We start from the raw sequence: 25,217 nt of genomic DNA, 5'->3' as shown, positions 1-25,217 counted from the left end.
AACGGTCACGGCCCGCCTCACCCCAGGAGGACCGGCGCACCTGACCGCCCGGGCCGGGCACCGCGACCCGGCGTCCCGGCGGACCGAGGACCGACCCGCACGGCGGACCACTGCCCCGGCGCGCCCCGGCGGTGCGCCGTCGAGACGGCCGGTGTGACGCCCTCTTGACTCGTTTTGCATAATGCAAACATGGAAGCGGAAGCGACGAGCGCCATGACGGCAGCGACAGACGGGAAGCAAGTGCCCAGCAGTGATACAAGCGGTTTCACCCCCACCACCCCGAGGCTCTCGGGGCTGCGCAACGCGCCATGGGGCCTGATGGCACTCGCCGTGGTGGTCGGCGCCGGGGCCGGTGCGGGGTCGGTCGTCTTCCGCTGGTGCATCAAGACCTTCACGCGCCTGCTCTCCGGTCACTCCGACTACGCCGCCTCCCCGGGTGCGGACAACCCGCACCTGCCGTGGCTCGGCCCGTACTTCGTGCTCCTCGCCCCGGTGGTCGGCGGTCTGCTCTACGGGCCGCTGGTCAGCCGGTTCGCCAAGGAGGCACGCGGCCACGGGGTGCCCGAGGTGATGCTCGCGGTCGCCCAGCGCGGCGGGCGGATCAGCCCCAAGGTCGCCGTGGTCAAGACCCTCGCCTCCGGCCTGTGCATCGGCTCCGGCGGCTCGGTGGGCCGTGAGGGCCCGATCGTGCAGATCGGCTCGGCGCTCGGCTCCACCCTCGGCCGCCTCACGAAGGTGACCGAGGGCCGGATGAAGCTGCTGGTCGCCTGTGGTGCGGCGGGCGGTATCGCGGCCACCTTCAACGCCCCGCTGGCCGGCGTCTTCTTCGCGATGGAACTGATCCTGGGCGCCTTCAGCGCGGAGGCCTTCGGCGCCGCCGTGCTGGCCAGCGTGACCGCGAGCATCATCGGACGCGCGGCCTTCGGCAACACGCCCTTCCTGACCCTGCCCGACTTCCATGTCGACCACCTCGCCCAGTACGGCCTGTTCGCGGTGCTCGGCGTCGGCGCGGCCGCGGTCGGCGTGGGCTTCTCCCGCTTCCTGTACCTGATCGAGGACGCCTGCGACTGGATCTGGCGCGGCCCTGAATGGCTGCGTCCGGCCGTCGGCGGGGTCGCCCTCGGCCTCGTGCTGCTGCTCCTGCCGGAGATGTACGGCGTCGGTTACCCGGTACTGCAGAAGGCGACCGAGGGCGGCTACGCGGTCGGTTTCCTGCTCCTGCTGCTCGTGGGCAAGATGGTGGCCACCAGCCTGACCATCGGCATCGGCGGCTCCGGCGGCGTGTTCGCGCCCAGCCTGTTCATCGGGGCGATGCTGGGCTCGGCGTACGGCATCGGCGTCCACCACATGCTCCCCCACTCCGCGGGCGCGGTGGGCGCGTACGCGCTGGTCGGCATGGGCGCGGTGTTCGCCGGCGCGGCCCGGGCGCCGATCACCGCGGTGGTGATCCTCTTCGAGCTCACCGGCGAGTACTCGATCATCCTGCCCCTGATGCTGGCCATCGTGCTGGCCACCGCGATCAGCCGTCTGCTCACCGGCGACACCATCTACACCCTCAAGCTGCGCCGCCGCGGCATCGACCTGGAGGGCGCCGCCCCCGGTGCGCGGATCGGCACGCAGCGGGTCGGCGCGGTCATGGAACCGCTGCCCTCCCCGCTGCCGGTGTCCACGACCCTCCCGGACGCCGCCGACCTGCTGAGCCTGTCCGGCCACGGCGCGCTCCCCGTGGTCGACGACGGCGGTGACTACGCCGGCGTCATCACCGCGCAGGCGGTGGCCCAGGCACTCGCCGAACAACCGGAGGACGCGCCGGCCCGAATCGGGCAGCTCGCCGAGGCCCCCGCGTCCGTCCTGGCCGACCAGCCCCTCGGCCAGGCCCTGCACACCCTGCTGTCGTCCGGGGGCACCGGCGTACCGGTGCTGGACTCGCAGGGCGGGAAGCCGGTCGGCTGGCTCAGCCACCAGAGCGCCCTGCGCGCGGTGCACACGGCGCCCTGACGGCCGCGGACCGGCAGCTCACGGACCCCCTATTTTGCACTGTGCAAGACTGGGTAGCCGAGGTCTGGACACCCGGATCGCCCGGAAGAGGTGAACCATGCAGACCGAGTACGTTCAGCGCTCCTACTCGTTCGCCTGCCTCGCCTGCGGACACGGCTGGGAGAGCACCTACGACATCGAGCTGAGGGTGGACGAGCACGCGCGCGTCACCGCGACCTACCGCCTCGGCGCCAGGCGCGTGCCGTCCCCGCTGCAGTCACCGCGCTGCCCCGCCTGCGAGGACGGCAGGATACGCATCATGCGGCCGGGGCGGGTGGCGACGGTACGGCTGCACGAGAGGTGGAGGTGACCCGCCCGGGCGCCTCCACCTCTCATGCGGCCGGAGCACCCTGTGACCACCGCCGGGCGCGGGCCCGGCACCGCCGGAGGGGCGACTCGCGCGGATCCGCCGGGAGCGGCCTGCCCGTGGGACGGGCGACCGTGTCGGCATAGTGCAATCTTTACCTGGCACAAAGGTTCTTTTTTACTTGGGGCCCGTACCTCCTTGCGTCCATGCAGTCCGCACCGGAGGACCCATGCCCATCTCGCGCAACACCATCGGCTCTCTCTTCGTCGGCGGTGCGCTGGCCGCAACCCTAGCCGCCCTGGCCTACCCGAGCATGCTCGGCGTCCAGAAGACATCCAGCAACGGGGCGCGAGTCATAGCCAACACCCAGTGGGGACCGCTCACCGAGGCCGACCGCAACTTCGTCGTCTTCGTACGCTCCGCCGGGCTGTGGGAGGGCCCGTCCGGGGACCTGGCCATGAAGAAGGGGACGAGCGCGGCCGTGCGGGAGGCTGGGCGGCACCTGGTCATCGGGCACGCCGCGCTCGACGCCAACTGCCGGAAGATCGCCCCCGAGCTGAACATCACCATCCCCAACCAGCCCACTCCGCAGCAGCAGGGCTTCCTGGACAAGTTCAAGTCGGACACGGGCAAGCAGTTCGACTCCGACTTCGCCAACATCCTGCGCGTCACCCATGGCTCGATCTTCTCCACCATCGCCAAGATCCGCGCCACCACCCAGAACACCCTCGTGCGTCAGCTGGCCGACCAGGCCAACGACGTCGTCCTGGACCACATCGGGCAGATGGAGAAGACCGGACTGGTCAACTTCAACCAGGTCAACTTCCAGGAGACGACGCCCCCGAAGCTCCCGTCCGCCCAGGTCACGCCACCCGTGCCGCAGCCGGGGGCTCCCGTGGTGGCTCTCAGCGTGCCCCCGGGGCTGCCGACCGACGGAGTGCCGACGGGCCCGGCCACGCAGCCCTCGCCGTCCGCCTCCCCGCCCGCTTCCCCGTCCGGTTCCCCCACGGTGGGATGACCTTCGTGACGCCTGCGCCCCGGCGGCGTCGACAGGCGCACACGCGGCCCGGCAGGGGGGAGCGAGGCGCGCGCTCAGGACGGCGCAGGCGCGGACTCAGGACCGCGGTGATGCGCGCTCAGGACCGGGACCGTGCGGCGGGACGGAGAGCCGGTAGGAGCGGACGACGGCGATCAGGCACGCGGCGACGAGGGCGGCGGACCAGGGGGCCAGGTCCCGCACCGGCCCCGGCACACCGGTGCCGGTCCGCACACCGCGCGGCGGCACCCGGCCCTTGGGGTCGTAGCGCACGGCGAGCGCGTCCCCGGGCCGGGTCGCCTCGCCGCAGCCGCGCCAGATGCGGACCTTGAGCGGCACCCCGTCGGCGTCCGCCACCGAGCACAGGTACCGGGAGCGCCCGCCGCCGAGTGCCCGGCCCCCCTCGACGGACGTCACCACCACGGACTGCACCTGCCCGCGTTCCGCCAGCACCGCGCCGGCCGCGGCCTGCGGAGCCTGGAACGCAAGGCACACACCGAGCAGCGCGGCGATGCCGACCAGGGCGCGACCGGCCCCGACGAAGGCGAGATACAGCGCCAGCGCCCCCGCACACACCAGGCCCGCCTCGCCGTCGGCGAGTGCGGGCCTGCCCGTCCAGGCACCGAACAGCGTCGCCGCGACGATGGCACCCGCGGTGAGGACCCCGGCCAGGATCCCCTCCCCCACCAGCCACCAGGGCGGCCGCCCGACGAACTCCGCGGGCCCCCACACCGACGCGCGCAGATGCGCCATGAGGTGCGGCTCGGAGGAGGAGTGCCGATATTTCCGGCGCACGCGTCTCACGCCCGCATCCTTCCATCCGTCGGTGACCGCTTCGAGACGCACCCCGCGACCGGACGCCTTCACGGGGCGCGCGTTGCCGGAGCACGGCCGCGCAGCCCCCATTCACGATTGCCTTGCATTATGCAAGACCTTTCCGGCCCGAAGAAGCACCGTCCGGGAATCGTGATGACCGGCTGGAACGGCCTCAGGCGTCGTGCGCCAGCACGTCGTCGACTATCCAGCCGAGCGGATGCGGCTCCGACTCGCCCGCGGCGGGGACGAGGGGTTCGGCTCCCGCCTTGTTGAACGCGCCCAGGGCCTCGACGAGTCCCAGCCGCTGCAGCGGGGAGAGCCGCTCGACGATCGCGGCGATCTCGGAGCGGCGCCGCGCGGTGACGTCCTCGACGGTGCGCCGGCCTTCTCCGGTGAGCTGCAGCAGGGTCTCGCGCCGGTTGCCGGGGTTGGTCTCCCGGTGCGCGAGCCCGGCGGCGATGAGCCGGTCGACCATCCGCATCGCCGTCGACGGCGCCACCTGGAGCAGGTCGGCCAGTTCGACCAGCTTGGTGGCACCGCGGGTGGACAGCACGACCAGCATGCGGAACTGCGGAAGCGTCACCCGGTCCTCGACCTCGGCGAGCGAGCGCGCGGACACCGCCACCAGCAGGCGGGACGCGGTCAGCACCGCACGGGTGACCGCATCGACGTCGTCCATCGCCCCGGCGGGGTTCTCACGTTCCGGCATACGTCCTTTCTACCGTGCCGAAGTCGCCGCTCACTCACCCGATGAGAACAGATTTTCCTTCCCCATGACCGTGGTAGCGCAGCAGCAGCATCGCTGCATCGTCGTGCAGCGGCCCGGCGACGTGCCGCACCAGGTCCTCCCGCAGGGCCTCCAGAGCGCGTGCCGCGTCGGGTTCCCCGAGCAGATCCCCCCGGTCACCGAGGGGGTAGAAGCCGCCGTCGGCGTCCCGCGCCTCGGTGACCCCGTCGGTGTACAGCAGCAGTTGCTCGCCGGGCGCGAAGTCCACCCGATAGGGCTTCGGCCCGTCGCCGCCGTGCGCGCCCAGCCCCAGGGGGAGGGAGTACGCGAGCGGCTGCGGAAAGTCGACGACGCCGTCCCGGCGCACCACCATCGGGGCCGGATGACCGTAGTTGAGGAAGACCACCGCGTGATCCGAACCGATCTCGGCGAGGACGGCGGTGACGAACTTCTCCCCCTCCAGTTCCCGGCCCAGGCTCCGCTCCAGCCGCTCGCCCAGCCCGACCAGGTCGGGCTCCTCGTGGGCGGCCTCCCGGAAGGCGCCCAGCACTACGGCGGCGGTCTCCACGGCGGCCAGGCCCTTGCCCTGCACGTCCCCCACGATCGCGCGGATCCCGTGCGGGGAGGCGACCATCTCGTACAGGTCACCGCCGATGCGTGCCTCCGCGACCGCCGACGTGTACGACACGGCCGCCTGCAGCGGGCCCGCGGTCCGCGGCACCGGGCGCAGCAGCACCCGCTGCGCCACCTCCGCGATCGACCGGACGCTGGCCAGCTCCGCCTCGCTGCGCGAGCGTGTCACCGCGGCCGCGATGCCCACGCCGGTGACACCCGCCACCGAGGCCATCGCCGTGAAGCCCCGCCGCTCCTCGAACAGCCCGTCGTACAGCCCGAGCGCCACGCACAGCAACAGCGCGACCGCACCGATCAGCGCCGTACGCCGCCAGCCGCCGACCAGCCCGGAGAACGCCGGGCCCAGGGAGACCAGCGGCAGGAGGCCCACGCTCGGCCCGGCGACGACGTCCGCGCCGGCCACCACGGCCATCACCGCCACCGGCATCCAGGACAGCACCGCGAAACCCGGCGCCGGCTTCTCCTCCGTCATGCGTCCTCCAGCGACGTTCCTGCGCGCGGGAGCCGGCCCCTCGTGTGTGGCACAGACACCCTCCCCGCCTTTAGACTATGCAAAGGTTCCTGTGAGGAAGAGACTCCCGGCCCAGCCCTTTACCCAATAGAAGCCGAGAGTGACATGCCCGACGTCCGAAAGGCGAAGATGCCCCCCAGACAGACCGCGGCGGACCGGCCCCGGGTTCCCGTCGGCGGGCGGCGGCTGCTCGCACGGCTGCCGGTCGTCCTCTTCCGCGCCGGACTGGGCTGGGTCTTCGGCCGGCGGCTGCTCCTGCTGCATCACACCGGCCGCGTCACCGGGCTCCACCGGCGCGTGGTCCTGGAGGCGGTGGAGTACGAGCCGGCCGACGGCAGCTGGATCGTCGCGTCCGGTTCCGGCCCGGGGGCGGACTGGTACCGCAATCTGCGCGCGGAGCCGAAGACCGTCATCGAGGTGGGCACCCGCCACCACGCCGTGACGGCCCACTTCCTGACGCCGGACGACGGCGCCGGGATCATGGCCCGCCACGCGCGGCGCCGCCCGCGCGCCGCGCGCCGGCTGTGTGCGTTCACGGGTCTGCCCGCGGACGGCACCGAGTCCGGGTACCGGGAGGCCGGCCGGGCCGTTCCCTTCGTGCGCCTGGAGGCCGGCCCCGGCTCTCGCCGGGCGTGATCGTCCGGTCGCGGATTCGGCGCCGGACACCGGGTCAAAAGATCGCAAGGAACTGGTGATCATATTTTGCACTATGCAAAGCTTGCATCTCGGGGGACCGAGTCGGCGGTCGGCGTCGCCCAGCGCCCAGGAGTGATCGGCAGAATATCGGGAGTGGGAGCGACGTGCTGACCGCCGACAGGTCTCCCGCCGTGCGGCTTCGGGCCACGCGCGCCCCGCGCCGGCCGGCCGATCCGCTCGGTCGGCCGCGGTCCGCGGAACCGGCCCGGTCGAGCGGGGACGAGGAGAGAAGGCGTCGTGGTCGCTGAAGGCCCGGGCCGGGACGGCACACCCGGCGACGGGAGCGGTGTCCCGCCCGTCCCCCACACCGTGTGGCTGCAGTTCCTCGACGACACCGAGCAGGCCATCCGGATCTCCGCGCCCCGGGAGCCCTCGGCGCGGGAGCGGGCGGCCGGGGCCCGGCCCGAGCCCGCGGGTCCGAAGAACACACGGCGCCGCCCGAACGGCCGGGCGTCCGGCGAGCCCGGAGCGGACACGGTGGGCGAGCTGTGGGAACCGCAGGACGCGTGGCCCGGCGAGGCGTGGCGGGACATGGACGGCCCGGCCAGACGGCGGCGGGTGGGCCGGGCGCTGGTCGCGGTCGTCGCGGTGCTGGTGGCCGTCGGAACACTCTCCTACGGGGCCGGCCGCTCCGGCGCCCCCGGCGGCCGGCCCGGCGACACCACCTCGCAGCAGTCCGAGGAGGTGATGCCGGACGGAGCGCCCACCGAGACCGGTCAGCCGTCCGCTCCGGCCTACGCGGGCACACCCCCACCGATGCCCGGCACGGGGTGAGACGCGCGCGGTCCCGCGCGCTGCCGCGGCCGCATCAGCGGTGCCGCCGAGCGGCCGGAGCCCCGGCCGCTCGGCGCTCACCTCTCAGGGCACCCGTACCCACAGCGCCTTGGACGGTGTGCCCTGGTCGTCGGTCACGAAGAGCATGTACCAGCCCGCCGGGACCAGGTTGCGGTTGTCCGGGACGGTGACCCGGATGCCCTTGCCGTCCCCGGTCTTCTTGAAGTCGAGGGCGATGGAGCGCTGTTCGACGTCGGTGACGTGGGTGGTGGAACTGGGGTGGATCAGCCGGGCCGTCCTGATGACGGAGGCGTACTTGGTGGTGAAGGTCGCCGTCTGTCCGAGCCGGACGGTCTTCGGGCCGCTCGTCAGGGACGGCCGGGAGTCGCGGTAGAGGTACGGGGGCGTGTAGATCTCCAGGCGCTGCTCGAAGACCCCGGGCTTGGTCTTGGCCCTGTCGGCGAAGAGGGAGTCGCCGCCGAAGGTGATGACGCGGCCGTCGGGCAGCAGGATGGAACCGGAGTGGTAGTTGCGGCCCACCTCGGGGTCGGCGACGCGGCGCATCCTGCCGGTCCTGGCGTCGTAGATACGGGCCTGGTGGATGTTCTCGGCGGCCGGGCCCCGGTAGTCCTGGGAGCCACCGGTGACCAGCACGGTGTCGTCGGGCAGGATCGACAGCTCCGGATACCGGGTGCCCTCCGTCAGCGCCGGCCCGTCGGTGAAGTGCGGCCGGGCCGCCTTGAGGTCGATGACCCGGGTCTTCTTCGAGGACTTCGTCGACTCGCCGATCCCCCCGCCGCCGACCACCATGAACTTCTCGTCCTGGGCGGGCGGCAGCAGCACCGTGCCGGAGGTCTCCATCAGGCCGGGGTCGCCCAGGCCGGGCAGTTCGGTGAACCTGTTGGTGGCGAACCGCCAGATGCCGGGGGTGCGGCCGACGGTGCTGGGCCCGTAGCCGGCGTTGGAGCCGGAGTAGAAGAAGGTCCCGTCGGGCAGCTGGAAGACGGCCGGGTAGGTGGGGAACTGGCGGACCTTGCCGCTGTAGTGCCAGGTCCTGGTCTTCGGGTCGTAGATCTCGCTCTTGCCCGGCACCACCTGCCCGATGTCGTCCAGGCCGGACAGGGCCAGTACGCGGCCGTCGGCGAGCCGGGTCAGGGTCGGGTACCAGCGGGCCTCGTTCATCGGCGCGACCTTGGTGAACTTCTCCGTGTACGGGTTGAACTCGTAGGCCTGGCGGATGCCCTGGAAGTCCTTCTTGTCCAGGCCGAGCTTGTTGGCGATGCCGTACACGTCGTGGGTGTCGGAGCCGGTGAGGCCCTGCACCCGGTAGTTCTCCTGGGCGCCGGTCTCGTACCTGGCACCGCTCTTCTGCGCCTCGACGTAGACGCGGCCCAGGCTCGCCTCGGTGCGCAGGAACTTCCCGGTCTTCCTGTCGAAGACCTTCTTCGCCGGTCTGACCGTGACGGGGTCCTTCGAGACGAAGGTCTTGTGGTTCTCCTTGCCGGTGAAGCGGGTGCCGGCGGGCAGGGTGACGGACTTGTCCGGGTTCTCGTTGTGGACGACCATCAGGCCGCCCGCCTTGGTGACGTCGCCCTTGAGCTTCTCGTAGCGCTTGGTGCCGCCCGCGAACAGCAGGTTGCCGTTGGCCAGATGGATGTGGCCGGTGCAGAACAGGTCGGCCGGGGTCTTGACCTCGTGGTAGGTGTTCTTGACCGGGTCCCACACGACGGAGCGGAAGTTCTTGGCGTCGAAGTTGTCGAGGTTGTTGCCGGAGCCGGCGACCAGGAACACCTTGCCGGTCTGCAGCAGCGCCCCGTGGATGGTGTTCTGCCGGAACCGCTTCGGCACGTCGACGACGTCCCAGTGCCCGTTCTCGGCCTTGTACTCCGGTCTGTTGATCTCGTAGTGGTGATACTTCTCGACTCCGAAACGGTACAGCCAGGGCCCGTTCATCCCGGCCAGCGCGAGCACCACCACGGTGCCGACCGCGAGGCGGCGAGCGCGCCGGCGCCCGCCGAAGTCACGTGCAGAACTCATTCCCACATCCCCCCCGGAATGGGTGCAGCAGCGGTCCACGGCCGCCCGACGAGGGTGGCCGCACAGCAAAACGCCATCTTATTTTGCACTGTGCAAAGCAGAAGCCAAACCCGTGTAACAGCCGCGACAAGGAACGCGCGGCCGGCCGGGGCACCGAGGCTCCCGCCCGCCCATTGCCGGGGTCGGCCGGCGTGAATCGTGGCACGATGCAAAGACGGCCGGTCCACCGGGCTTCGCGCCGTACGACGAGGGGGTGCCGTGTCCGCCATCACCATCGCGCTGCACAGGGCGATGCGCCTCGACGGCGCGCTCGGCGTCGCGGTCGTCGACTACGTCAGCCGCATGACGCTCGGCACCCTCGGCAGGCCGGACGGCCTGGACCTCGCCAAGGCCGCGAGCGGCGGCACGGACGTCGTGCGCGCCAAGCTCGCGGCCCTGACCCTGATGGGTTACGCGCCGGTGCGGCTGGAGGACATCCTCATCACGCTGGACACGGAGTACCACCTCATCCGGCCGCTGAACCGCCGCACGCACGAAGGGCTGTTCCTGTACGTCGTCCTGGACCGCCACCGCACGGACCTGGCCACCGTCCGCAAGGAGCTGCGGCAGATCGAGTGGCTCCTGTGACGACCCCCGCGACGACAGCCGTGACCTGACGAAGCGTCAGCTCCCGGTGAGCAGGTGCCTGACCACGTATCCGGCGGAGTTCACGCCGGACCTGCCGCCCTCGACCAGGGCGGCCACGGCGATGCGGGAGTCGTAGGCGGTCAGCCAGCCGTTGGTGTGGTCGCCCTCTTCGGCCGTACCGGTCTTGGCCCCGACGCCCGCCAGCCCGCCCAGCCGCGGTGCGGCGGTACCGCTGGTGGCCACGGTGCGCATCATCGACCGCAGATAACCGGCCGTGCGGGCGGAGATGGGCCGGGGCGCGGTGTCCTGGTGCTGGTCCGGCAGGATGATCGGCTGCTTGAAGCCGCCGCCGCGTACGGTGGCCGCCACGGACGCCATGAACAGCGGTGTGGCCGTGACCCTGCCCTGACCGATGAACTGGGCCGCCTGGTCGCCGCCCCGCGCGCCGGACGGGATGCTCGGGTCGGTGGTGGCCACCCCGCCGCCGATGGACCAGCTGCCCATGCCGAAGACGTCGACGGCCTCGTCGTGCAGGGCGGAGGCGTCACCGTCGTGCACGAGGTAGTGGAAACCGTCCTTGATGAAGGCCGTGTTGCACGACACCGTGAACGCCTGGGCGAGCGTGGAGGCGGGATTCGCCCGCACCCCGGGGTCGTTGTGGAACAGCTGGCTGTTGGCCATCAGCGAGTCCGTGCACGGGGCGGAGCTGTTCGGCGTCATGCCCACCCGGTCGAACAGGGCGGCCGAGGTGATGATCTTCATCGTGGAGCCCGGCGACTTGATGCCGTTGATGGCGATGTCGCCGTCCGCCCCCGTGTGGGCGAGGGCGAGGATGTGACCGGTCCTGAAGTCGAGCGCCACCGTCCCGGCGGGCTTGCCCTGGAGATGGGAGTCCGTCACCGCCTTCTCGGCCACGGCCTGCAACCGGGCGTCGAGGGTCGTCCTGATCACCGGGGCCCTGCCCTTGGTGAAGACCCGCAGGGTCCTGACGCCGTCGCCGTTCGCGTCGACCACGGCGACGCCCGTGCCGGTGCGGCCACCGGCGGGCTCGGCGTTCTTGCGGATCGTCGCCACGATGTCGCGCAGCGACGGGAACCGGGCGAGGTCCGTCGTGCCGTCGCTCGCCACGACCTCGGCGGTGCTCGCGCCGGCGGGGAGCCTGCCCGCGGTCAGCGACTGCCCGGCCCCCAGGCCGGGACAGAGCACCGAGTTGTTCCAGTGCACCGCCGCCCGGCCGTCGGTGCTCTGCCGCACCGCCACCGCGCCGGAATAGGTCCAGGTGCCGCCCGCGACCCGGGCCGTGACGTCGAAGGTGACCTTGGTGGCGCCCGCGGTGACCGTCGACGGACCCGCCGACGTGACGTTCTTGAAGGCCAGCGCCTTCAGGTGCAGGCCGTCCGCGTATCCCCGCAGCGCCGACACCGCGGTTGCCGAGGCGTCGGTGTCCTTCGCCGCGTCGTCGAGTTCCTGCCGGGACCAGCTGCCGAGGAAGGCCCGGGTCAGCTTGAGCGCTTCGGCGCCCGAGGGCGGCCGGCTCGACACCGCCGCCGGGTCGAAGGTGTGCGCCGCCTCGGGCCCCCCGTCGCCCGTCGTCCCGGAGGACATCGCCTGCACGACGTTGTAGGTGCCGAGTCCCCCGAGGACGAGCAGCGCCGTACCGGTACCGGCTATGCCGATCTTCACAGCTCTGTTCATGCGGTGGATCATATGTTTGTTTGCATTATGCAGCTATCGGCTCCCGTGGATCGTTACCGGACCGTCAGGCCGTCCCGCAGACGGTGCCCGAACGCCTCCGGAGGGCTCTTCGAGCCGCGGCCCACGGGCCGGTTCTCCTTCCGGACGTCCGCGCGAGCGCGTCCCGCCGGGCCGCGGTCGGGGTGCCCTACGGGGTGAGGACGGTGCAGCTCCCGTCCCGGCGGGCGTCGTGCAGGCCGTCGCCGGGCTGCCCGGTGTGGTGCTCATGGTCCGTCATCCGGTGCTGCCGCACGGTCGAGTACGGCGCCGGGGTGTCGCCGGTGCCCGCGGCCACCGGTCCGACGGCCAGCAGGCCGCCGAGGGCGAGGGCGCCCGCGGTGGCCGCCGCCGCGATCTTGGTGTTGCGCCTCATGGCGCACCTCCTCGGGTCCGCGGGAGCGTCCTCGCGCTCCCGCACCGTCACCGTCGCGCCGGGCCCTGCAGCCGCCGTGGGCGCCGTGTGGAGACGGGATGGAGACAACCGACGGGCCGATCGGGGCTGTTCGGCCCTCCCGTACGGGCATGCGGGGCGCGTAGATGTGGGGCATGGCCGCCACCGTGCTCGTCGTCGAGGACGAGAAGGAGATCCGCGAGCTGCTGCGCCGCTATCTGGAGCGCGCCGGATACGGCGTGCTCACGACCGGCTCGGGCGCCGAGGCCGTGCGACTGCTGGGCGAGGGCGATGTCGACCTGGCCCTGCTCGACCTCGGCCTGCCCGACGTGGACGGCGACGAGGTGCTGCGCGAGGCCGGGGAGCGCGGGCGGGTGCCGGTGGTGGTGCTGACCGCCCGCACGACCGTCGAGGACCGTATCCACGGGCTGCGGCTGGGCGCCGACGACTACGTGACCAAACCCTTCAGCCCCACCGAGGTGGTGCTCAGGGTGGGCGCGGTGCTGCAGCGGGCCGGGGGAACGGCTGCCGGCGCGGCCCCGGTCCTGTCGTACGGCCGGCGGCGGCTGCGGATCGACGAGGCCCGGCACGAGGCGGTGCTGGACGGGACCCCGTTGGAACTGACGCCCACCGAGTGGGGCCTGCTGACGACGCTCACATCGGTGCCGGGCCGGGTGTACTCGCGCTACGAGCTGGTCAACCGGGTGCGCGGTTACGAGTTCGCCGGGTACGAGCGGACGATCGACTCGCACGTGAAGAACCTGCGGCACAAGCTCGGCGACGCCGGCCCCGAACTGGTCGAGACCGTACTGGGCGTGGGGTACCGGCTGGGGTGGGCCCGTGACCCGTGAGCCCGGCCGGGCACGCCCCGGCACGCGGCCCTCCGGCGGACTCGGACCGCTCGGGCGGCGGCTCTTCGCCGCCTTCGCCGTGGTCGCCCTCGCGTCCGTGGCCCTGCTGACGGCCGCGGCGCTCGTCGGAGCCGGCCTCGGGCTGAACAGTGCCCACCAGGCCGACCGCCAGCGTGCCGCCTCGCGGGTGGCCACGGCCGTCGCCGACGCCTACCGGGCCGGAGCCGGCTGGTCGTCGGCCGACCTGTCGGCGGCGCGCTCCATCGCCGCCGGCGCCGGCGCGGTGCTCACGGTACGGAACGCGGACGACGAGATGATGTCCGGCTCCGGCACGGGCTCGGGCCCGGACTCCGGCTCCGGCTCCGGCTCCGGCTCCGGCTCGGACTCCCACTCGGGCTCGGGTTCGGGTTCGGGTTCGGGCTCCGGCTCCCGATCCGGGACCGGCTCAGGCTCCGGCTCCGGCGCGGAGGACGATCACGGCATGTCCGACTCGCCGCGCGGGCACCACGGGGACGGATCCGGCGGATCCGGACCCGCGACGACCGCGCCCGTGGTGGTCGACGGCCGCACCGTCGGCTCGGTGCACCTGGTCTTCTCGGCCGGCTCCGGGTCCGCCGGCCTGTCCGTCGCCTGGGGCTGGATCGCCGCGGCCGCCGCCGGAGCCCTCGTCCTGGCGCTGGCGGTGAGCTGGTTCGTCACCCGGCGGCTGACCGCACCGGTGGTCCGCGTCGCGGCCTCCGCCCGAGCGCTGGCCGCCGGCGACCGCGCCGCGCGCGCCCGGATCGACGCGCCGGGGGAACTGGGCGACCTCACCCGCGCCTTCGACGCCATGGCCGACGACGTCGCCCGGGCCGAGCGGGCCCGGCACCGGCTCGCGGCCGACGTCGCCCACGAACTGCGCACGCCACTGGCCTCGTTGCAGGCGGGGCTGGAGGAACTGCGTGACGGCTACGCCGACCCCTCGGCCGAACGCCTGGGCACGCTGCACGACCAGGCACTGCGACTGGGCCGGATCGTGGGCGATCTCGGGGAGCTGGCGGAGGCGGAGTCGGCCCGCCTGTCGCTGCACCTGACCGAGGTGGATCTGACCGCGCTGGCCGTCGCCGCCGTGACCGAACGCGGGGCCGAGCTGCGCACGGCGGGGCTCACCGTGCACACCGTCCCGGGCCCCGCTCCCCTTACGGTCCTCGCGGACGCCGACCGCCTGCATCAGGCCCTCGGCAACCTGCTGAGCAACACCGCCCGCCACTGCCGTCCCGGCGACACCGTCACCGTCGCCACGTCCGCGACGGCGTCCGAGGCGCTCGTCGAGGTCATCGACACCGGCCCCGGCATCCCCGCCGACGAGTTGCCGCACGTCTTCGACCGCCTGTGGCGCGGCACCCGCGCCCGCGCCGGGGGCGGCAGCGGCATCGGCCTCGCCGTGGTCAAGGAGCTGATCACCGCTCACGGCGGTACGGTCACCGCGGCCCCCGGACCGGACGGCGGCGGAACGCGGATGGTCCTCCGGTTGCCCAGGGCCCCGGCAGAGGGGACGTCTGTTCCGGATGCCGGCACCGAGGAGCGAGCCGCCTCCGAGGCGCACACCGGCGGGGGTGCCTGACGGCTTCCCCCGGATGAGCGGTGGCCGCGCGCGGCCTGCCGCCGACGCCTGATCCGGGGAACAAAGCGGCCTCGCACGGCGCTGTTCCTCATACCCCGCCGGGTATACGCCACAGCCGGCACCCGCCGGGACCCGACACCGCCCCGGCGAAGGAGCGTGAGAACGATGGCGACGGCAGGATGCGACCGGCCCCCCGGCAGCGAGGACGGCCGGCTCGTGACCACCTGCGGACGCAGCATCGCGGTACGGCGGCTGCGGCTCGTGCCCACGGAGCGGCCCATCACCCGTATCGCTCTCGACGTCGGCCGCGACCAGGGCGGCGAACCGGGAGTGTGGGCGGCGCTCACCCCCGGCGAGGCCCGTGACCTGGCCCGCCTGCTCCTCCTCCACGCCGACCTGGCCGAATACGGTACCGAGCCCGTCGCGCCGGGGCACGCGGCCCCTTCCGGAACCTGATCCGGCGCCCGCCCGGGGCGGTTCGCGACCGCGGCGCGGGCGCAGGACCGGCCCGTCCTACGCCGCCAGCCTCACCAGCCACGGATGCCCCGGGTGCACCCGCTCCAGCAGGCCGCCGAGCCGGTCCCGCCGTGCCCGGTCCAGCACCGGCAGCACACCGTCGAAGTCGGCCTCGTCCTTGGGGCGCGGCGCCTTCGCCTTGAACAGCAGCACCAGCTCCGGTGCGAGGTAGGGGATCTCGTCCGCCGTCCGTTCGATGATCGCGCCGTAGGGCAGGCGCAGGCCCGGATCCCTGCGGCAGATCCACACCCCCGCCTCGTGCGGCTCACGGAAGACGTCGAGCAGGAAGCGGCCGGTCGCCGGCTCCCGGAGCCAGGTCTGGTGCGTGGCCGCCAGGGCCCCGGCTCCCGCGCCGGCCCAGACCCGCCCGGAACCCACCGCGTCCCAGACGTACTCCGGGAAGCGGACCCGCACCTCCGGGAAGCCCGCCGCGGGCACGGCGATCTCCAGATCACCGTGCGGCCGCGTCTGCGCCCCGCGGAAGAGATCCAGCGCCCATCCCGCCGCGACGCACCAGGGTGCCCGGACCCCGTCCAGTCGCTCCGCGGCCTGCTCCGGCCGCCAGGCGTGCGCCCATCGGGCGTCCAGCTCGCCCGGTGCGATTACGGCGCCGCCCGGCGGCAGGGAACCGGTCATCCGGACAACCTAGGCCCTCGCCGAGGGCGCCCGGTCCCGGGCCCGCGCGGCAGCCGACGCGCGGGCCCCTGCGCACCGTGCCGGCCCGCTACCGGTACCCGATGCTCACCGCGCCGCGGACGCCGTGCGGGGGCAGGGTGATCCGCAGGACGTGGGCGTCGGCGTCCCAGTGCCACACCGACGCCGTCAACCGCCTGTGGCCCGCGGTGACCTGCTGCGGCGCCCGTTCGACTCCGAGGAAGGACACGGTCCAGGTGCGGTGCCTCGCCTGGCCCCGGAAGGTGCCCCTGGTGGGGGCGATCCGCAGCAGGTGCGCGCCCTCGTGCTCGGTGTAGCGGATGCGGGTGGTGGCCGTGTGCCGGCGGCCGGCGCCGGTGCCGTCGTCCTCGTAGAGGGAGAAGGCGCCGGACGCCCCCGAGGCGACCGAGACGCTGACGTGGTCGAGCGTGCTCTGCGCGTCGCCGGCCACGTTGTCCGACCGCGTGGTGACGATGCCGCCCGCCCGGACGAAGACCGGCATGGTGTCCAGGGTGGTCCTGATGTCGTACGTGGCGCCGCCGGCGGGGGCGGTGTAGGAGCGGCCGGTGAAGTAGTCCGTCCACCGGCCCGGCGGGAACCACACGGAGGTGGTGGTGTCGGTGCCGGGCTTCGCCACCGGGGCGACCAGCATGTCGGGGCCGTAGAGGTACTCGCTGTCAGCCCTGGCGTAGGCGGTCTCCTCCTCGGGGTACTGGAGGTACAGCGGGCGGACGATCGGGGTTCCCGTGCTGCCGGCCTGCTGCGCCAGGGTGTAGGTGTACGGCACGAGCGCCTCGCGCAGCCGGAGGAACTTCTCGGCGGACCCGCGCGCTTCGGAGCCGTACTGCCAGGGGAGCCGGTCGCTGTGGTTGCTGTGCAGCCGGTCGACGGGCTGGAAGGTGCCGAACTGCACCCATCGCGCGTACAGGTCATCGGGCAGTTTGGTGGTGCGGTGGGTCTGGCCGCCGGAGGTGTACGTCTCCGCGCCGGGGATGCCGTAGCCGTCGTTGTGGCCGCCGATGTCGTGGCTGATGGCGGCCAGGCCGGTGGCGGCGGACTCACCCGGTGTGTAGCCGATCTCGGCGCGCAGGGTGCCCCAGTTCGAGGTCGTGTCACCGGTGAAGTGCAGGGTGCTGCGCTTGTCGGCCCAGGGGCCGGTGGGCAGGCCGACGCCTCCGCTGTAGCCGCCGGCCTGCAGGGATCCGTAGGCGCGGGACAGGACGAAGCCGCGGCCGCCGGTCTCGGAGGTCAGGTCGGCGTACTTCTGGTTGATCCATGCGTCCGGGGTGATGCCCGGCTGGGAGGAACGGGAGGCGTCGCAGCACCAGTCCAGCCACCAGAAGTCGTTGCCGGCCCGGTCCATCGGGCGGTGCAGGTCGAGGTAGGCCCTGAGCTGGTCCGGGTCACCGAAGTCGAAGGTGTAGCAGTCCGAGCCCGCGCCGCCCGCGCAACCGCCCTTGCGCAGCTTGCCCTTGGCCGTGCTCTGGGCCTTCGCGAACTGCGGGTCGGTGCCGAGGATGCTCGGGTGCACGTTCAGGGTGTTGTGCAGCCCCTGGGCGGCGGACCAGTCGAAGAAGCCCTTGGGGTCGGGGAACTTGGCCGGGTCGAAGTTCCAGCCGCTCCAGGTGTTGGGCGACTTGAAGTCGGTGTCGGTGACCAGTACGTCCAGGGGTACGTCCGCGGCGCGGAACGCGGGCAGGATGGTGTTCTCGTAGTCGCTCGCGGTGCGGTCGATGTATTCGGAGTACCAGACGCCGTAGGCCCAGCGGGGCAGCAGCTGGGACGGCCCGGTCAGGGTGGCGAGGTCGGACAGGCCCTGCCGGTAGTCGTGCCCGAAGCCGAAGAGGTAGCCGTCCTGGTAGGGCCGGCCGTGGTGCGTGGGGCGCTGGGACGCCTTCTCGGTGGCGGGGTCGTAGATCGCGGAGGGGGTGTCGTCGAGCAGGTACCAGCCGTCGCGGTGCAGCAGGCCGGGGGTGGTCCAGGGAGTGGGGTCGTTGTCGCCGTTGAAGCCGTCCAGGCTGCGCCGGTAGCCGCCCAGGGCCAGGTGCGGCGCGGGGGCGGGGTCGCCCTGCCGGCTGACGGAGAGGGTGTCCACATTGACGTGGCAGCTGGTGGCATGGGGGCAGTTCAGGGTGACCTCGTCGGTTCCCGCCGTCAACCGGACGGGGACGGACGCCGACTGCCAGGTGTCCCAGTTGTCGGTGGCCGGGAGCGTGAGGGTGCGGGTGGCGCCACCGCCGGTGGCGACCTCGAGCGTACGTGACTGGTGCAGGCCGTCGCTGCCGGTGCCGTTGGCGTAGCGCAGGTTCAGCAGGTACGTGCCGTCCTCGGGTACGCCCGTGATGCGGTCCGAGACCCGCGACCCCTGGTTGAGTTCGGCGGTGAATCCGTAGCCGGCGTGGTTCCTGTGGTCGGTGGCGACGGTCGCGGAACCCGCGAGGAGGGCGTCCTCGGCCTCACAACTGGTGCCGAACGCACAGCCGTTGACCGCGCTCTGCGCCCGGGAGGGGTAGCTCGCCCCGGAGGCGAGGAGGGCGAGGCTGTCGATGTTGACGTTCCCGGAGTCGCCGGCGGCGCGGTGCAGCCGGACGGTGTGGGGGCCGGCGCCGAGCGTCAGCGGCAGCCGGGCCACGCCCCAGGTGTTCCAGTCGGAGGTCTCGGGCAGGGTGAACGTCCGGTCGGCGCCGCCGTCCACGCTGAGGCTGAGGGTGCGGGTCTCGTGGCGGCCGTCGCCGCCGACGGCGTTGGCATAGCGCACGGCGAGGTCGTAGGTGCCGGAGGCCGGCGAACTCACGTCCGCGGCGAGGGAGTTGTTGTCGACCTGGAAACCGGCGAGGAAGCCCTTGCCGGTGAACCCGCTGTGATCGGAGGCGAGGCCGGGGCCGTCGTAGCGCTGGTCCTCGGCCTCGCACAGGGTGCCGACGGCGCAGACGTCGTGCTGCCAGGGCGCCGCCAGCACCGGTGCCGGGCCCGCCTTGAGGGACGTCGTCAGGTTGCCGGCGTCGAAGGGGCCGGAGCCGACCCGGTAGCGCAGGGTCATGGCACTGGTGGTGATGGTCAGGACGCCGTCGTGGACCGACGAGGTGTAGTGGGGCGGGCTGAAGGAGTCCCGGCCGATCGCGTTGAAGGTGGGACGGTCCTCGAAGTGGCCGTCCCCGGCGTACTCGGTCCGGATCAGCGTCGGCGACAGGACCTCGAACCGGGCGTTCTGCACGGTCACCGTGGCTCTGTGGGGCTGCCGGTGCGCGGTGCCCGCCGCCGCGACGCCCGGGGTGGCGAGGCACACTGCCACCACCGCGCCGGCCGCCAGCTGGACGACGACGGGTGTGCGCAGTCTGCGCCAGGATCTTGTCAGGGAAGGTTTCACAGCACTCTCCGCCTCCGGCCCAGCCATGTCTGGGCGACGACAACCACGGCCAGAAAGGCACCGCTGACGACCTGCTGGTAGGCGGAGTCGAGCGAGCCGATCTGGTTGATCACGTTCTGGATGACCTTCAGCAGCAGCACCCCGACGAGCGAGCCGCTGATGAAGCCGAAACCGCCGCTGAGCAGGGTGCCGCCGATGACCACGGCCGAGATGGCCTCCAGCTCCATGCCGTTGCCGAGGATGGTCACGCCGGACACCAGCCAGGCCGCGTTGAGGGCGCCGGCGAGTCCGGCGCACAGGCCGGACAGGGTGTAGACGGAGATCTTCGTACGGGCCACGGGGGCGCCCATCAGGGCTCCGGCGTCCTCGTTGCCGCCGACGGCGTAGACGTACTGCCCGAAGCGGGTGCGGCGCAGCACGACGGCGCCGAGCACGAACAGCGCCACGGTGATCCACACGGGCACGCCGACGCCGAGCAGGGAGCCCTGCCCGAGGGCGGCGAAGAAGGAGTCCTTGTCGACGAGGTACGTGGTGGAGCCCTCGTCGGTGACGGCCAGCAGGATGCCGCGGGCGCCCAGCATCGCCGCGAGGGTGACGATGAACGGCGCCAGCCGGACGCGTGCGATCAGCAACCCGTTGACCAGGCCGATCAGTCCGCACACGGCCAGCGGCAGCAGCAGCGCCACCGCGGTGCCGTAGCGCGAGCCCCAGGCCGCGAGCACGCCGCCGAGGGCGAACAGGGAGCCGACGGACAGGTCGATGCCGCCGGTGACGATCACGAAGGTCATGCCGAGGGCGACCACGGCGAGGAACGCCGAGGACAGCGCCATGTTCTCGAGGTTGTCGCCGGTGAGGAAGGTGTCGAAGCTCAGCGAGGCGACGGTCATGGCGATCACGAGGGTGACCAGGGCGCCGTGCTGCTGGGCGAGGGCGCTCAGCCGTTCCGAGCGGTTCGTGCGCACGGGATCGCCGTCCCCGGCGCCGGCGGTGTCGGCCGGCAGGCCGGCCTCTTCGGTGTGCGTGGTCATCTCCTGCCTCGTTCCCGGGCCGCGTAGACGGCGAGGACGATCACCACGGCCTGGGCGATCTGGGTCCACGACGGCGGCAGATCGTGCTTGATGAGCGTGGTGGTGAGCAGCTGGATGAGGACGGCGCCCGCCACGGTGCCGCCGATGCGCACCCGTCCGCCGCTGAGCGGGGTGCCGCCGACGACCACGGCGGTGATCGCGGACAGTTCCATCAGGTTGCCGAGGGAGGTGGGGTCGCTCGCGCTGAGTCGGGCGGTGGCCAGGACGCCGGCGATCGCGGCGAGGGCGCCGGAGCAGACGTAGACGACCACCAGGACGCGGCGCACCGGGAGTCCGGCGAGCCGGGCGGCGGGGCGGCTGTCGCCGATCGCCAGCACCTGCCGTCCGAAGGTGGTGCGGCGCACCACGAACGCCACCAGCAGGGCGAGCGCCGCGGCGATCAGGACCAGGTAGGGGACGCCGAGCACGTCGCCGGAGCCGAGTGACGCAAGGCCCGGATCGCGTACGTCCTTGAGCTGGGGCAGCAGGACGAGGGCCAGTCCGCGTCCGGCGACCATCAGGGCGAGGGTGGCCACGATCGGCTGGACGCCGACGAAGGCGATGAGCGCCCCGTTCGCGGCGCCGACGACGACGCCGCCGGCGACCGCGACGAGGGCGGCGATCCAGGGGCCGTAGCCGAGGTAGAGCGAGAGCAGCGAGGTGGACAGGGCCATCACCGAGCCCACCGACAGGTCGACGCCCTCGGTGCCGATCGCCAGCGCCATGCCGAGGGCGACGATGAGGACCGGGGCGACCTGCACGGCCTGGGTGCGGAAGTTGGCCGCGGAGGCGAAGTGCGGGGTGAAGGCGAAGTTGAACAGCAGCAGCGCCACCACACCGGCGTAGACGCCGTAGTCCTGGAGCAGGCGCAGCAGCCGGTCACGGTCCAGTGAGCCGCGTGCGAGGGTGAGTTCAGCCATCCTTGCCTCCGGCGGACACGGCCGCGATGGCGCGCATCAGCTCGTCCTCGGTGACGGCGTCGCCGGTCAGCTCGCGGACGACGGCGCCGTCCTTGAGGACGACCACGCGGTCGCTGCCCTCGATCAGCTCCTCGGTGTCGGAGGAGATCAGCAGCACGGCGAGGCCGTCGTCGGCGAGTTCGTCGATGAGTGCCTGGACCTCCGCCTTGGCGCCGACGTCGATGCCCCGGGTCGGCTCGTCCAGCAGCAGCACCTTGGGGTGCAGGGCGAGCCAGCGGGCCAGCAGCACCTTCTGCTGGTTGCCGCCGGAGAGTTCGCCGACCTTCTGGTGCGGTCCGGCGGCCTTGATGCGCAGCCGCTTCATGAACGTCTCCACGATCCGGTCGACGCGGCTGTCGTCGACGAGGCCGAAGCGGGAGAGCGCGGGCAGCGCGGCGAGCGCGATGTTCTCGCGCACCGACAGTCCGGGCACGATGCCCTCGGCCTTGCGGTCCTCCGGCAGCAGGCTGATGCCGGCGCGGATGGCGGCGGCGGTCGAGCCCGCCCGCACCGGAGCGCCGGCGACGGTGACCCGGCCGGCGTCGGTGGGCAGCGCCCCGGCGATGGCCTTGGCGGTCTCGCTGCGGCCCGAGCCGAGCAGTCCGCCCAGGCCCACCACCTCGCCGGGGCGGATGGACAGCGACACCTCGCGCAGCCGGTGACCGGCCGTCAGGCCCTCGGCACGCAGCACCGGTTCGGCGGTGGTGCCGTGGGAGCCGGAGAACTTGGTCATGCCCTCGGCGCGCACCTCGCCGATCTCGCGGCCGAGCATCATGGCCACCAGCTTGAGCCGGTCGAGGCCGGCCAGCGGCCCCGAGTGCACCAGGCGTCCGTCCCGCAGGACGGTGACCGTGTCGCAGATCTCGTACAGCTCGTCCATGCGGTGGCTGACATAGACGACGGCGACGCCGCGCCCGCGCAGCATGCGGATCACCCCGAACAGGGTCCGCACCTCGCGGGGTTCGAGGGAGGAGGTCGGCTCGTCCATGATGACGACGCGGGCGTCGACGGCGACGGCGCGGGCGAGGGCGACCATCTGCTGTGCGCCGACGCCGAGTTCGCGCAGTGGCCGGCGCACGTCGACGCGGATGCCGAGTCGGCTCAGGGCCTCGTCGGCCTCGCGGTGCATGCGCCGGAAGTCGATCAGGCCCAGCCGGCCGAGGGGTTCGCGGCCCAGGAAGAGGTTGCGGGCCACGCTCATCAGCGGGACGAGGTTGACCTCCTGGTAGATGGTGGAGATGCCCGCCTGCTGGGCCTGCAGGGGGGTGCTGAAGCGGACCGGTTCGCCGTCGTACGTCACCTCGCCGGCGTCGGGCCGGTAGACGCCGGTGAGCACCTTGATGAGCGTCGACTTGCCCGCGCCGTTCTCGCCGACGAGTGCGTGCACCTCCCCGGCGCGGGCGGTGAAGTCCACGTCGGACAGCGCGCGCACGCCGGGGAAGGACTTGGACAGTCGGTTGACCGAGAGCACGTCAGTAGGCCTTGGAGAGGTCCGACCGGGCGTTGCTCTTGCTGTAGGAACTGTCCTTGATAACGATGTCCTCACCCACCTTCCCGCCCTGGGTGAAGGTGTCGAGGGTCTGGAAGGCGAGCGGCCCGAAGCGGGGGTTGGACTCGATCACGCCGTGGATCCAGCCGTCGACGATGCCCCGGACGGCGTTGCGGGTGCCGTCGATGGTCACGATCTTGACGTCGCCGGGCTTCTTGCCCGCGCCCTTGAGGGCGTTGACGGCGCCGAGGCCCATCTCGTCGTTCTCGGCGTAGATGCCGGTGATGCCGGGCTTGGACTGGATGAGGTTCTCGGTGACCGACTGGCCCTTCTCGCGGGCGAATTCACCGGTCTGCCGGAACACGATCTTCAGGCCGGGGGCCTTCTCCTTGATGCGGTCCTCGAAGCCCTTGGTGCGCTCGGTGGTGACGTTGTTGCCGGCCGCGCCGAGCAGGATGGCGATCTCGCCCTTGCCGCCGGTCGCCGCGATCATCGAGTCGGCGGCCCGCTTGCCCTGCTCGACGAAGTCGGAGCCGATGAAGCTCACATAGTCCTTGCAGGCGGTGGCGTTGATCTTGCGGTCGATGGTCACGATGGGGATGTGCCTGGCGGCCGCGGTGCGCAGCACCGGTCCCCAGCCGTCGGAGTTGAGCGGGGCGATGACCAGCAGGTCCGCGCCCTTGGCGATGAGGTCCTGGACATCGCTGATCTGCTTGGAGAACTGCGACTGGGCGTTGGCGGTGAGCAGCTTCACGCCCCGCTTCTTGGCCTCGGCCTTGATGGAGGCGGTCTCCGCGATCCGGAAGGGGTTGGCCGCCTTCTCGGACTGGGAGAAGCCGACGGTGGCGCTCTTCAGGTCGAGCTTCCGGCCGCCGTAGGCGTCGATGGTGCAGGTCGGTCCCGAGCCGGCGGCGGGCGAGGCGACCACCTGGCCGGCGTCGTCCTGCTTCGAGGCGGAGGCCTTGCTGCCCGAGTCGTCCTCGGACTTGGTGCATCCGGTCGCGAGCGCGAGGCTCGTCACGAGGCCGGCGGCGAGGAGGGTTCGTGCGGAGGTGCGACGGACAAGTGCGGTGGGCTTCATGGCTGTCCCCAAACGGCGCGGCCCCGGAGCTGAGAGCGCTCCCGGGGAGGCTGGCTCTTGCGGTCAACTCGGCGTGCACGTCGTTCCGGGGAGGTTTTTACATCGTTGGAAGGGCCGTGTAAAGCCTTCCGTCCGAAATCCCGTCACCTCCGGCCGAGAGTGCTCTCCCGTTCAACGAGCCTGAACTGCGCGGTCAGTTCGCGCCCGCCGGGCTCCTCGCGGCCCGACAGGCTGCGCAGCAGCGAGCCCACGGCCATCTTGGCGATCGCCTGTTTGTCCGGGGAGACGGTGGTCAGGGTGACGGCCCCGAAGCGCCCCTCGGCGATGTCGTCGAACCCCACCACCGCCACGTCCCAGGGCACCCGCAGGCCCCGCTCGTGCAGCACCCGCATCGCCCCGATCGCGATCAGGTCGTTGAAGGCGAAGACGGCGTCCGGGCGCACGCCGGCGTCCAGCAACTGGGCCATCGCCCGCGCCCCGTCGTCCCGGTCCCAGCCGCCGACCGGCACCACCAGGCTGTCCGGCGCGGGTACCCCGGCCGCCGCCAGCTCCTCGCGCCAGCCGTCCAGTCGCAGGTGGGCGGGCTGGTTCACGGAGTCGGTACGCGCGCCCAGGTAGGCGATCCGGGTCCGGCCGCGGCCGAGCAGATGGCGCACCGCGCACCGCGCCGCGGCGACGTTGTCGATCGCGATGTGGTCGAAGGGCAGGTCGTACTCGCGCTCACCGAGCAGCACCAGCGGTACGTCGTCCGCGCGGCCCCGCAGATCCTCGGCCTCCAGCGCCAGCGGACTGAGGATCAGCCCGTCGATCACCCGGCCGCTGAAGCCCTGGCTGACCAGGATCTCCTGTTCGCGCTCGCCGCGCGTGTGGTCGAGCAGGACGGTGAACTCGTGCTCGGCGGCCGCGTCGATCACGGCTCCGGCCAGCTCGGCGAAGTAGGGGTTGCCCAGCTCGGGAACGGCCAGCGCGATGATCCCCGTACGGCCCTTGCGCAGATGCCGCGCGGTCAGGTTCGGCCGGTACCCGAGCTCGTCGATCGCCGCCTGCACCCGGGACCGCATACCCGGCGTGACGTGCGGATAGTTGTTCACAACGTTGGACACGGTCTTGATCGAAACGCCCGCGCGTTCCGCCACGTCCTTCAGGCTGACCCGCAAGGGATCTCCTCAGCGTCGATGGATGCCCCGTCCACGGGCTTTGTCATGACCCTGGACAGGGGCCGGGAGCCGTGCTCTCATGCCAACTGCCGTTCCTTCCAACGTTGTACAGACTGAAGCAACGAGCCGCCACCCTTCCTCAGCCAA

General features: G+C 72.3%; 22 protein-coding genes. 9 read left to right on the top strand and 13 right to left on the bottom strand.

Annotated elements, in window-relative coordinates; all coding sequences use genetic code 11:
* Positions 1-318 precede the first annotated feature (318 nt).
* The 3 genes from ACJ9NR_RS34030 (at position 319) to ACJ9NR_RS34020 (ending at position 3,362) form a co-directional block, all read left to right on the top strand.
* A complete protein-coding gene (locus ACJ9NR_RS34030; protein ID WP_412491834.1) occupies positions 319-1,998 on the top strand; it encodes a chloride channel protein in 1,680 nt (559 codons plus the stop codon).
* A 97-nt stretch (positions 1,999-2,095) separates the two neighbouring features.
* The gene (locus tag ACJ9NR_RS34025; protein ID WP_412490830.1) at positions 2,096-2,347 is read left to right on the top strand and encodes a hypothetical protein; all 252 of its coding nucleotides are present in this window, start codon (positions 2,096-2,098) and stop codon (positions 2,345-2,347) included.
* A gap of 226 nt (positions 2,348-2,573) precedes the next feature.
* Positions 2,574-3,362: a DUF4142 domain-containing protein gene (locus tag ACJ9NR_RS34020; protein WP_412490831.1), complete on the top strand. Its 789-nt coding sequence runs from the start codon at positions 2,574-2,576 to the stop codon at positions 3,360-3,362.
* Between the two features lie 96 nt (positions 3,363-3,458).
* Here ACJ9NR_RS34020 and ACJ9NR_RS34015 read toward each other — a convergent pair whose 3' ends face one another.
* From ACJ9NR_RS34015 to ACJ9NR_RS34005, 3 genes are all read right to left on the bottom strand, one after another.
* Positions 3,459-4,184, bottom strand: coding sequence for a hypothetical protein (locus ACJ9NR_RS34015; protein WP_412490832.1), 726 nt, complete (start codon positions 4,182-4,184; stop codon positions 3,459-3,461).
* A 184-nt stretch (positions 4,185-4,368) separates the two neighbouring features.
* Positions 4,369-4,905 carry a MarR family winged helix-turn-helix transcriptional regulator gene (locus tag ACJ9NR_RS34010; protein WP_412490833.1) on the bottom strand — a complete coding sequence of 179 codons (537 nt, stop codon included), beginning with the start codon at positions 4,903-4,905 and terminating at the stop codon, positions 4,369-4,371.
* Positions 4,906-4,939: 34 nt separating this feature from the next.
* Positions 4,940-6,028, bottom strand: coding sequence for a PP2C family protein-serine/threonine phosphatase (locus tag ACJ9NR_RS34005; protein ID WP_412490834.1), 1,089 nt, complete (start codon positions 6,026-6,028; stop codon positions 4,940-4,942).
* Between the two features lie 168 nt (positions 6,029-6,196).
* On the opposite strand from ACJ9NR_RS34005, the gene ACJ9NR_RS34000 reads away from it, so the two are divergent.
* Both ACJ9NR_RS34000 and ACJ9NR_RS33995 read left to right on the top strand, forming a co-directional pair.
* Complete coding sequence (locus tag ACJ9NR_RS34000) at positions 6,197-6,703, top strand: nitroreductase family deazaflavin-dependent oxidoreductase (RefSeq protein WP_412491835.1); 507 nt, start codon at positions 6,197-6,199, stop codon at positions 6,701-6,703.
* A gap of 297 nt (positions 6,704-7,000) precedes the next feature.
* The gene (locus ACJ9NR_RS33995; protein WP_412490835.1) at positions 7,001-7,537 is read left to right on the top strand and encodes a hypothetical protein; all 537 of its coding nucleotides are present in this window, start codon (positions 7,001-7,003) and stop codon (positions 7,535-7,537) included.
* An 84-nt stretch (positions 7,538-7,621) separates the two neighbouring features.
* Here ACJ9NR_RS33995 and glxA read toward each other — a convergent pair whose 3' ends face one another.
* On the bottom strand, positions 7,622-9,574 hold the full coding sequence (glxA, locus tag ACJ9NR_RS33990) for a radical copper oxidase GlxA (RefSeq protein ID WP_412490836.1): 1,953 nt from the start codon (positions 9,572-9,574) through the stop codon (positions 7,622-7,624).
* Positions 9,575-9,832: 258 nt separating this feature from the next.
* On the opposite strand from glxA, the gene ACJ9NR_RS33985 reads away from it, so the two are divergent.
* Positions 9,833-10,201: a hypothetical protein gene (locus ACJ9NR_RS33985; protein WP_412490837.1), complete on the top strand. Its 369-nt coding sequence runs from the start codon at positions 9,833-9,835 to the stop codon at positions 10,199-10,201.
* Between the two features lie 36 nt (positions 10,202-10,237).
* Here ACJ9NR_RS33985 and ACJ9NR_RS33980 read toward each other — a convergent pair whose 3' ends face one another.
* Together ACJ9NR_RS33980 and ACJ9NR_RS33975 are read right to left on the bottom strand one after the other, a co-directional pair.
* The gene (locus ACJ9NR_RS33980; RefSeq protein ID WP_412490838.1) at positions 10,238-11,896 is read right to left on the bottom strand and encodes a penicillin-binding transpeptidase domain-containing protein; all 1,659 of its coding nucleotides are present in this window, start codon (positions 11,894-11,896) and stop codon (positions 10,238-10,240) included.
* 187 nt (positions 11,897-12,083) lie between these two features.
* On the bottom strand, positions 12,084-12,308 hold the full coding sequence (locus ACJ9NR_RS33975; RefSeq protein ID WP_412490839.1) for a hypothetical protein: 225 nt from the start codon (positions 12,306-12,308) through the stop codon (positions 12,084-12,086).
* A gap of 173 nt (positions 12,309-12,481) precedes the next feature.
* Between ACJ9NR_RS33975 and ACJ9NR_RS33970 the strand changes: the two genes are divergently transcribed.
* The 3 genes from ACJ9NR_RS33970 to ACJ9NR_RS33960 all read left to right on the top strand — a co-directional run bounded on the left by ACJ9NR_RS33970 (position 12,482) and on the right by ACJ9NR_RS33960 (position 15,236).
* The gene (locus ACJ9NR_RS33970) at positions 12,482-13,177 is read left to right on the top strand and encodes a response regulator transcription factor (RefSeq protein WP_412490840.1); all 696 of its coding nucleotides are present in this window, start codon (positions 12,482-12,484) and stop codon (positions 13,175-13,177) included.
* Positions 13,167-14,780: a sensor histidine kinase gene (locus tag ACJ9NR_RS33965; protein ID WP_412490841.1), complete on the top strand. Its 1,614-nt coding sequence runs from the start codon at positions 13,167-13,169 to the stop codon at positions 14,778-14,780. The genes ACJ9NR_RS33970 and ACJ9NR_RS33965 overlap by 11 nt, the downstream gene beginning before the upstream one ends.
* A gap of 165 nt (positions 14,781-14,945) precedes the next feature.
* On the top strand, positions 14,946-15,236 hold the full coding sequence (locus ACJ9NR_RS33960; protein WP_412490842.1) for a hypothetical protein: 291 nt from the start codon (positions 14,946-14,948) through the stop codon (positions 15,234-15,236).
* Positions 15,237-15,293: 57 nt separating this feature from the next.
* On the opposite strand, the gene ACJ9NR_RS33955 is transcribed toward ACJ9NR_RS33960, so the two are convergent.
* The 7 genes from ACJ9NR_RS33955 to ACJ9NR_RS33925 form a co-directional block, all read right to left on the bottom strand.
* Positions 15,294-15,932: a nucleotidyltransferase domain-containing protein gene (locus ACJ9NR_RS33955; protein WP_412490843.1), complete on the bottom strand. Its 639-nt coding sequence runs from the start codon at positions 15,930-15,932 to the stop codon at positions 15,294-15,296.
* An 88-nt stretch (positions 15,933-16,020) separates the two neighbouring features.
* Positions 16,021-19,317: a TIM-barrel domain-containing protein gene (locus ACJ9NR_RS33950; RefSeq protein WP_412512749.1), complete on the bottom strand. Its 3,297-nt coding sequence runs from the start codon at positions 19,315-19,317 to the stop codon at positions 16,021-16,023.
* The gene (locus tag ACJ9NR_RS33945) at positions 19,314-20,345 is read right to left on the bottom strand and encodes an ABC transporter permease (RefSeq protein WP_412490844.1); all 1,032 of its coding nucleotides are present in this window, start codon (positions 20,343-20,345) and stop codon (positions 19,314-19,316) included. Before ACJ9NR_RS33945 ends, ACJ9NR_RS33950 begins: the two co-directional genes overlap by 4 nt.
* Positions 20,342-21,304, bottom strand: coding sequence for an ABC transporter permease (locus tag ACJ9NR_RS33940; RefSeq protein WP_412490845.1), 963 nt, complete (start codon positions 21,302-21,304; stop codon positions 20,342-20,344). Before ACJ9NR_RS33940 ends, ACJ9NR_RS33945 begins: the two co-directional genes overlap by 4 nt.
* Positions 21,297-22,814, bottom strand: a complete 1,518-nt coding sequence (locus tag ACJ9NR_RS33935; protein ID WP_412490846.1) for a sugar ABC transporter ATP-binding protein — start codon at positions 22,812-22,814, stop codon at positions 21,297-21,299. Before ACJ9NR_RS33935 ends, ACJ9NR_RS33940 begins: the two co-directional genes overlap by 8 nt.
* Position 22,815: 1 nt before the next feature.
* Positions 22,816-23,913 (bottom strand): ABC transporter substrate-binding protein, encoded by a 1,098-nt coding sequence (locus tag ACJ9NR_RS33930; protein ID WP_412490847.1) that lies wholly within the window; start codon positions 23,911-23,913, stop codon positions 22,816-22,818.
* A 143-nt stretch (positions 23,914-24,056) separates the two neighbouring features.
* Positions 24,057-25,070, bottom strand: a complete 1,014-nt coding sequence (locus ACJ9NR_RS33925) for a LacI family DNA-binding transcriptional regulator (RefSeq protein ID WP_412490848.1) — start codon at positions 25,068-25,070, stop codon at positions 24,057-24,059.
* Between the last annotated feature and the right edge of the window lie 147 nt (positions 25,071-25,217).

Origin of the sequence: Streptomyces sediminimaris, assembly GCF_047049295.1 — a bacterium.
Classification (GTDB): Bacteria; Actinomycetota; Actinomycetes; order Streptomycetales; family Streptomycetaceae; genus Streptomyces; species Streptomyces sediminimaris.
Note: the sequence above shows the minus strand (reverse complement) of the source record. Positions and strands in the feature narration are given on the sequence as shown.

Coding starts and splice junctions, on each gene's coding strand:
- ACJ9NR_RS34030 (WP_412491834.1), top strand. CDS start 319: ATGGCACTCGCCGTGGTGGTCGGCGCCGGGGCCGGTGCGGGGTCGGTC.
- ACJ9NR_RS34025 (WP_412490830.1), top strand. CDS start 2,096: ATGCAGACCGAGTACGTTCAGCGCTCCTACTCGTTCGCCTGCCTCGCC.
- ACJ9NR_RS34020 (WP_412490831.1), top strand. CDS start 2,574: ATGCCCATCTCGCGCAACACCATCGGCTCTCTCTTCGTCGGCGGTGCG.
- ACJ9NR_RS34010 (WP_412490833.1), bottom strand. CDS start 4,905: ATGCCGGAACGTGAGAACCCCGCCGGGGCGATGGACGACGTCGATGCG.
- ACJ9NR_RS34005 (WP_412490834.1), bottom strand. CDS start 6,028: ATGACGGAGGAGAAGCCGGCGCCGGGTTTCGCGGTGCTGTCCTGGATG.
- ACJ9NR_RS34000 (WP_412491835.1), top strand. CDS start 6,197: ATGCCCCCCAGACAGACCGCGGCGGACCGGCCCCGGGTTCCCGTCGGC.
- glxA (WP_412490836.1), bottom strand. CDS start 9,574: ATGAGTTCTGCACGTGACTTCGGCGGGCGCCGGCGCGCTCGCCGCCTC.
- ACJ9NR_RS33980 (WP_412490838.1), bottom strand. CDS start 11,896: ATGAACAGAGCTGTGAAGATCGGCATAGCCGGTACCGGTACGGCGCTG.
- ACJ9NR_RS33975 (WP_412490839.1), bottom strand. CDS start 12,308: ATGAGGCGCAACACCAAGATCGCGGCGGCGGCCACCGCGGGCGCCCTC.
- ACJ9NR_RS33970 (WP_412490840.1), top strand. CDS start 12,482: ATGGCCGCCACCGTGCTCGTCGTCGAGGACGAGAAGGAGATCCGCGAG.
- ACJ9NR_RS33960 (WP_412490842.1), top strand. CDS start 14,946: ATGGCGACGGCAGGATGCGACCGGCCCCCCGGCAGCGAGGACGGCCGG.
- ACJ9NR_RS33955 (WP_412490843.1), bottom strand. CDS start 15,932: ATGACCGGTTCCCTGCCGCCGGGCGGCGCCGTAATCGCACCGGGCGAG.
- ACJ9NR_RS33945 (WP_412490844.1), bottom strand. CDS start 20,345: ATGACCACGCACACCGAAGAGGCCGGCCTGCCGGCCGACACCGCCGGC.
- ACJ9NR_RS33940 (WP_412490845.1), bottom strand. CDS start 21,304: ATGGCTGAACTCACCCTCGCACGCGGCTCACTGGACCGTGACCGGCTG.
- ACJ9NR_RS33930 (WP_412490847.1), bottom strand. CDS start 23,913: ATGAAGCCCACCGCACTTGTCCGTCGCACCTCCGCACGAACCCTCCTC.